Source organism: Flavobacterium sp., from assembly GCF_030146175.1.
Lineage (GTDB): Bacteria > Bacteroidota > Bacteroidia > Flavobacteriales > Flavobacteriaceae > Flavobacterium.
Genome location: NZ_JASLCE010000051.1, coordinates 26955 through 33923 on the forward strand (window position 1 = coordinate 26955; position 6969 = coordinate 33923).

Consider the following 6969-nt stretch of genomic DNA (forward strand, 5'->3'; position numbering starts at 1 on the left):
CTCTTTTTATAAGGGTCGTTTTTTTTTGTTTAAAGACTATATCTTTTTAAGGATTTTTCGCGCGACACTTTGATAGGCCGGCGAATGATCGGGAAAACCTTGTTGTAATAGCTGTTTTAATTCCGGATAAATCCAGGGATTTTCTTTGCCTAATAAGTATAGGGCCTGAATGGCGTAGGCTTTTGAAGCGACTTTGGTGTCGTTGATCAACCAGTCAAAACAGGTTTCGGTAATGGTTTCAATGTTTTTATCGGAAAGGAGTTTTGTTTTACGATTGTTATAGTCGACAAGGAAAAGCGCAATTTTGGATATCGAACGCAGAGCGCTTTCATTGCGAAATTGTGGTAATGTCGCGCAGAAAATATCGTTCTTTGGGAAAATCAGATCGAGTTGTCGTTCGAGTACCAACTCCATGATCCAACAGGCTTTATGGTGATTTTTGTCGGTTATCGTGATCGCAGCCGTAAACAGATCGTTAAATAATGAAGGGTTGTTAAAGATATAGGCGGCGTTTTCTTCCCGACTGGCACGATGGGCGGTACTGTTTATAATTTTGGTATATAAAATTTCGTTCATTTTTTTCCTGAAATCTTCATCGAAAGTACAAAATAATTCAAAAATTTATAATTCTTAATTGTTAATTATCAATTGTCCAACGGCAATTAGTATCTTTGCCAATTATTCTAAAGGTTACAATGGAAATACAACTTCACGACAAACAATTTGTCCCGTTTCTTTCGGCAAAAGAAATCGATGCCGCTATTGCGAAAATGGCCGATGCCGTTGCAAAAGATATGAATGGTGAAATACCGGTTTTTGTAGGTGTACTTAACGGAGCCTTTATGGTGGTGTCCGATTTTATGAAGCACTATAAACACGATTGTGAATTGAGCTTTGTGAAAATGGCTTCTTACGACGGAATGCAAACCACACACGAGGTAAAACAACTTATCGGTTTAAATCAGGATATTACCGGAAGATCGGTAGTGATCATTGAAGATATCGTAGATACCGGAAATACCATAGTGGAATTACAGAAAATGTTTGCAGATAAAGGTGTGAAGCAATTGAAATTTGCGACGCTTTTCCTAAAGCCGGAAGCCTATGATAAGGATATCACAATCGATTATGTCGGATTGGAAATTCCAAATAAGTTTATCGTCGGGTTCGGATTGGATTACGACGGATTAGGGCGCAATATTCCGGAAGTATATCAATTAAAATAACACAGAAAAAATAACTATAAAACCATCATAACAACAATTTAATTAAAATGATTAATATCGTATTATTTGGGAAGCCCGGAGCCGGAAAAGGGACACAAGCCGAATTTTTAAAAGAAAAATACAACTTAATACACATTTCAACCGGTGACGTTTTTCGTTATAACATTAAAAACGAAACCGTATTAGGGAAGGAAGCCAAGACCTATATCGATCGTGGTGATTTGGTTCCGGATAGTCTGACTATTAAAATGCTTCAGGATGAAGTAGAGAAAAACCCGGAAGCGCGAGGTTTTCTTTTTGACGGATTTCCAAGAACAATTGCACAAGCCGAAGCGCTGGATGCGTTCCTGAATTCCAAAAACTGGGAAGTAACGGCAACGATTGCTTTGGAAGCCGATGATGAAATTTTGGTACAACGACTGTTGGAAAGAGGAAAAACATCTGGAAGACCGGACGATCAGGACGAAGAAAAAATCAGAAACCGTTACCAGGAATATAACGAAAAAACAGCGCCGCTAATCGAATATTACAGTGCACAGCAAAAATTCCACGCGGTTAACGGAATCGGCTCCATTGCCGAAATCACTGAAAGACTAAGCGATGTAATTGAAAAATTATAGGCCGTCCCGGTGAGCAATAAATAGAATACTAACGATAAAAAAATAATAAAAAGTCAGGTAAAACTGATATCATAACTAATTTACAATCCTAAACTTTGGAAATAATAATAATTTTCTTTCTAATCCTTTTAAACGGAGTTTTCTCCATGTCGGAAATAGCACTTATTTCAGCTCGTAAAAACCGTTTGGAAACGGCCGCGAAAAAAGGAAACACCAGTGCGAAAACAGCTTTAGAACTGGCTAATTCACCTAATAAATTCCTGTCGACCGTTCAGATCGGAATTACACTAATCGGAATTCTAACCGGTATTTATAGTGGTGATAACGTTACCGGCGACGTAAAACTGTTTTTAGACGGATTTGAAATGTTCAGACCTTATTCGCAAACATTGGCTGTAGGTATTGTAGTTGTGATTTTAACGTTTTTCTCCCTGGTTTTAGGAGAATTATTACCCAAACGAATCGGATTAAATTACCCGGAAGCGATTGCCAAAACGGTAGCGGTTCCGATGAAAGTGGTTTCGATTGTAACGGCACCTTTTATCTGGTTGTTGACCGCATCGACCGATTTTGTGCTAAACGTATTGAAAATTAAGCCAACGGCCGATGGGAAAGTAACCGAAGAAGAAATTAAAGCCATCATTAAAGAAGGTACCGAAGGCGGGGAAGTACAGGAAATCGAACAGGACATCGTGGAACGTGTTTTCCATATCGGTGATCGTAAGGTGAATTCCCTGATGACACACCGTAAAGCAGTGGTGTACCTGTCTTTGGAAGATGATGTAAACGAACAAAAAGAAAAGGTACTGGAAGAAATCCACTCCGTATATCCGGTGTGTGAAGACAATCTGGATGAGGTAGTTGGAGTAGTGTTGTTAAAAGACTTGTTTACGAGTTTTGAAAAAGGCGATTTCGACCTGAAGGCAATTGTAAAAGAACCGGTTTACCTTATTGAACATACTTCGGCCTACAAAGCGCTGGAGCTTTTTAAGAAAACAAAAGTACACTATGCCCTGATTACCGACGAATATGGTGTGGTACAGGGGATTATTACATTAAACGATATTCTGGAAGCACTCGTTGGTGATGCCGCCGAATTCTACGAAGAGGAATTCCAGTTGGTAGCCCGTGAAGACGGAACCTGGTTGGTGGACGGACATTATTCGTTGCACGACTTCCTGACCTATTTCGATATGGATGATCTGATTAACGATTATGACGTAACAACTGTAAGCGGATTGATCATGACCGAATTGTCCTATATTCCAAAAGTTGGTGAAAAACTAATCTGGAATAAAATGGAACTGGAAGTGATCGACATGGACGGTGTGAAAATCGATAAAGTATTAGTACGCTCATTAAAAGAGTAAGCTGCTTTTAGAGCTTACTATTGAAAAACAAAATAAAATTAAATGACAGAAGGGAATTTTGTAGACTACGTAAAAATTTATGTTTCTTCCGGAAAAGGAGGGAAAGGGTCTACGCATTTGCATCGGGAGAAATTTATTGAAAAAGGTGGTCCCGATGGTGGAGACGGTGGTCGTGGTGGTCACGTATATCTGGTAGGGAGCAAAGGTCTTTGGACTTTGTTTCACCTTAAATTTGCACGCCATATCAAAGCCGGACACGGAGGAGACGGAGGTAGTGCGAGAAGTACCGGTGCCGATGGTGAAGATAAATATATCGAAGTGCCGTTGGGAACAGTGGTGCGCGACAAAGAAACCAACGAAATACTTTTTGAAATAACCGAAGAAGGTGAAAAAAAGATCCTTGTAAAAGGAGGTAAAGGTGGTTTGGGGAACTGGCATTTTAGAAGTTCGACCAACCAGACACCGCGTTATTCGCAACCGGGTATGCCGGCCGAAGAAATGGATGTCATCCTGGAATTAAAAGTATTGGCCGATGTAGGATTGGTTGGGTTTCCGAATGCCGGAAAATCGACCTTATTGTCGGTGCTGACATCCGCGAAGCCAAAAATTGCCGATTATCCGTTTACGACCTTAAAACCGAATCTTGGAATTGTGGCGTATCGTGATTTTCAGTCGTTTGTAATTGCCGATATTCCGGGAATCATTGAAGGTGCGGCCGAAGGTAAAGGATTGGGGCATTATTTCCTACGACATATCGAACGAAATTCGACCTTGTTATTTTTGGTTCCGGCCGATGCTGCTGACATTAAAAAGGAATACGATATTTTGCTGGATGAGTTACGTCGTTACAATCCGGAAATGCTCGATAAAGATCGTTTGGTGGTGATTTCGAAATCGGATATGCTTGACGACGAATTAAAAGCCGAAATGAAAGCACAACTCGATAAGGAATTTAAAGGAATTCCGTATTTGTTTATCTCGTCGGTTGCCCAACAGGGATTAACGGAGTTAAAAGATAAATTATGGCAAATGCTTAATCAGTAATACGATAGCTGTAAAAAATAGTAAAAAGAGGTGTCCGTTTCGGAGGCCTCTTTTTATTTTATGTCAGTTTTGATCAATAGATAGTAAAATAAAAAGTTAAAGTTATTTTGTTATAGATTTTTATAAACCCTTTTTTTTATAAAATTCTTAAAAAGAGGTATATTCGCGTCACTAAAAATAACAGATCTATTATGAAAAAAATTATTTTATCCTTAATTGCTACGATACTGCTTGTACCTGCAAGTGTTAGAGCAGACGAAGGGATGTGGTTTTTGATGTTTATCGAGCGTTTAAACCACAGGGATATGCAAAAAATGGGATTGCAGTTAACGGCTGAGGAAATCTACAGTATTAACCACCACAGTCTTAAAGATGCAATCGTTCAGTTTAACGGAGGTTGTACTGCCGAAATGATTTCTAAAGACGGATTGGTATTAACAAACCACCACTGTGGTTATGATGCGATCGCAGAATTGTCTTCTCCGGAAGCCAACTACCTTAAAAACGGTTTCTGGGCTGCCAACAGAAAAGCAGAATTAAAACCAAAAAGCTTATTCGTTCGTTTCTTCGTTCGTATGGACGATGTGTCAAAAAGAATTTTATCGAAAGTAAACGATAAAATGACAGAAGCAGAACGTGAAGCAGCAATCAACAGAGAAATTGCACTTATTGAAAAAGAAAACAACGAAGGTGGAAAATACACCGTTTCTGTTCGTCCGTTTTTCCAGGGTAACGAGTACTACTATTTCGTGTATCAGGATTATAAAGACGTACGTTTAGTAGGAACACCTCCTGAAAATATTGGAAAATTCGGTGGAGATACAGACAACTGGGAATGGCCACGTCATACAGGTGACTTCTCTATGTTCCGTATTTATGCAGATGCAAACGGTAACCCGGCTGATTATTCTCCAAGCAACGTACCATTACAACCAAAACACCACTTACCGGTTAACCTTGGTGGTGTAAAAGAAAACGATTTCGCAATGATCTTAGGATATCCGGGTAGAACAAACCGTTGGATGCCTGCTGGTGGAATCGAGCAAAACGTAAAATTCGCATACCCGGCATGGGTTGAAGGATCTAAAATGGGAATGGATAAAATGAAAACCCATATGGATCAAAGCGATGCGGTACGTTTAATGTATGCCTCTAAATATGCTTCACTGGCAAACTACTGGAAAAACCGTCAGGGAATGATCGACGCGTTAACAAAATTCGGTACTGCTAAAACAAAAGCAGCTCAGGAAGCGAAATTCGACAAATGGGCCAATCAGAAAGAAAACAAAGAAAAGTATGGTCATGTGGTGGAAACCATCAACAAATACTATGCTTTAACAAACGAAAAAGCACGTCATGATAACTATTTAATGACGATGTTGCGTTCTAGTGCTTTCGGTACGATTTCAAGAACGATGGGAAGACAATTGGAAAATTACGCAAAAGCAGATGAAGCCAAACGTAAAGAAATGTACCCGGGCCTTGTTGAAATGATCGACGAATTCTACAAAGAAGCTTATATTCCGGCTGAAAAAGATATCCTTGCAGGTCAGTTAAATCTATATGCTACAAAAGCAGGATATACATTGGCGCCAATGGTAGAGAAATTAGGAAAAGAGAACAACAACAACTTTACAAAATATGTAAACAATGCTTTTGATAGCAGTGTGTTTGCTTCTCCAGAAAAAGTAAAAGCGTTTTTACAAAACCCTAACGCGGCTACGATTACAAACGATCCGTTAGTAGTATTGTCGAATGACTTATTAAACCACTACAACGCAAAATCGGATGCGATTTCTAAAGCACAAAACGATTTCGGAGCATCTTTCCGTTTATTGGTTCAAGGATTACGTGATTCAAAATTAGGTCCTATCAAATATCCGGATGCTAACTCAACACTACGTTTAACTTACGGAAAAGTTCGCGCTTTACCAGCTGACAAACGTAATGATGCAAAAGTAAATAACTATACGACTATGGACGGTATGGTTAAAAAATACAAAAAAGGTGACGAAGAATTCGACTTACCGGTTCGTTTAATGGAAATGAACAAAGTGAAAGACTACGGTCGTTATGCTGATAAAGACGGTTCAATGCACGTAAACTTCCTAACCGATAACGATATTACAGGTGGTAACTCTGGTTCTCCGGTATTAAACGGTAAAGGGGAATTAATCGGTTTGGCATTCGACGGAAACATCGAAGCTATGGCTGGTGACGTGATCTTTGACAAAAACTTACAAAGAACAATCAACGTGGATATCCGTTATGTATTATGGGTGATCGACAAGTTCTCCAATGCAAAACACATCGTTGACGAAATGACAATCGTGAAATAATTCCGATTCGTTTTTAAATATAAAACCGCTTCAATCGAAGCGGTTTTTTTATGCCCGTACAGCAATAAATTTCCAGAAAATTATTTTATCAGTATCGGTACGAATTTTGTAAGTTTAATACCGTATTTATAACGATACTTTACCTTAAAAACTGATACCAAATGATTCGGAATTCTTTAAAAAAATGGTTGCTGAGTTGTAGTCTTTTAGCAGGCGTAGCCTATACGGTGATCTATGCCTGCGCCGATGGTGATTGGGGATATAATTATCAATCCAGTTTTGCTCCGGAAGCCTATGTGGATGAATCGTATTCACCCTTGTTTTATTCGGGTGATATGTTCTATACAGGCTATGATGACGACTTTACAGG

At 39.2% G+C, this 6969-nt stretch carries 7 protein-coding genes; 6 read left to right on the top strand and 1 reads right to left on the bottom strand.

Going from position 1 to position 6969, the window contains the following annotated elements:
• Window positions 1–36: 36 nt before the first annotated feature.
• On the bottom strand, window positions 37–576 hold the full coding sequence (locus Q1R07_RS06445; protein WP_300487482.1) for a hypothetical protein: 540 nt from the start codon (window positions 574–576) through the stop codon (window positions 37–39).
• A 119-nt stretch (window positions 577–695) separates the two neighbouring features.
• On the opposite strand from Q1R07_RS06445, the gene Q1R07_RS06450 reads away from it, so the two are divergent.
• The 6 genes from Q1R07_RS06450 to Q1R07_RS06475 all read left to right on the top strand — a co-directional run.
• Window positions 696–1226, top strand: coding sequence for a phosphoribosyltransferase family protein (locus Q1R07_RS06450; protein ID WP_300487485.1), 531 nt, complete (start codon window positions 696–698; stop codon window positions 1224–1226).
• 47 nt (window positions 1227–1273) lie between these two features.
• Window positions 1274–1846 carry an adenylate kinase gene (locus Q1R07_RS06455; protein ID WP_300487488.1) on the top strand — a complete coding sequence of 191 codons (573 nt, stop codon included), beginning with the start codon at window positions 1274–1276 and terminating at the stop codon, window positions 1844–1846.
• Between the two features lie 95 nt (window positions 1847–1941).
• Window positions 1942–3216, top strand: coding sequence for a hemolysin family protein (locus Q1R07_RS06460; protein WP_136403021.1), 1275 nt, complete (start codon window positions 1942–1944; stop codon window positions 3214–3216).
• A 42-nt stretch (window positions 3217–3258) separates the two neighbouring features.
• On the top strand, window positions 3259–4260 hold the full coding sequence (obgE, locus tag Q1R07_RS06465) for a GTPase ObgE (protein ID WP_300487492.1): 1002 nt from the start codon (window positions 3259–3261) through the stop codon (window positions 4258–4260).
• Window positions 4261–4451: 191 nt separating this feature from the next.
• Window positions 4452–6599 carry a S46 family peptidase gene (locus tag Q1R07_RS06470; RefSeq protein WP_300487494.1) on the top strand — a complete coding sequence of 716 codons (2148 nt, stop codon included), beginning with the start codon at window positions 4452–4454 and terminating at the stop codon, window positions 6597–6599.
• A 161-nt stretch (window positions 6600–6760) separates the two neighbouring features.
• Window positions 6761–6969, top strand: a 209-nt coding sequence (locus tag Q1R07_RS06475) for a hypothetical protein (RefSeq protein ID WP_300487497.1), incomplete at its 3' end; no start/stop codon positions are given.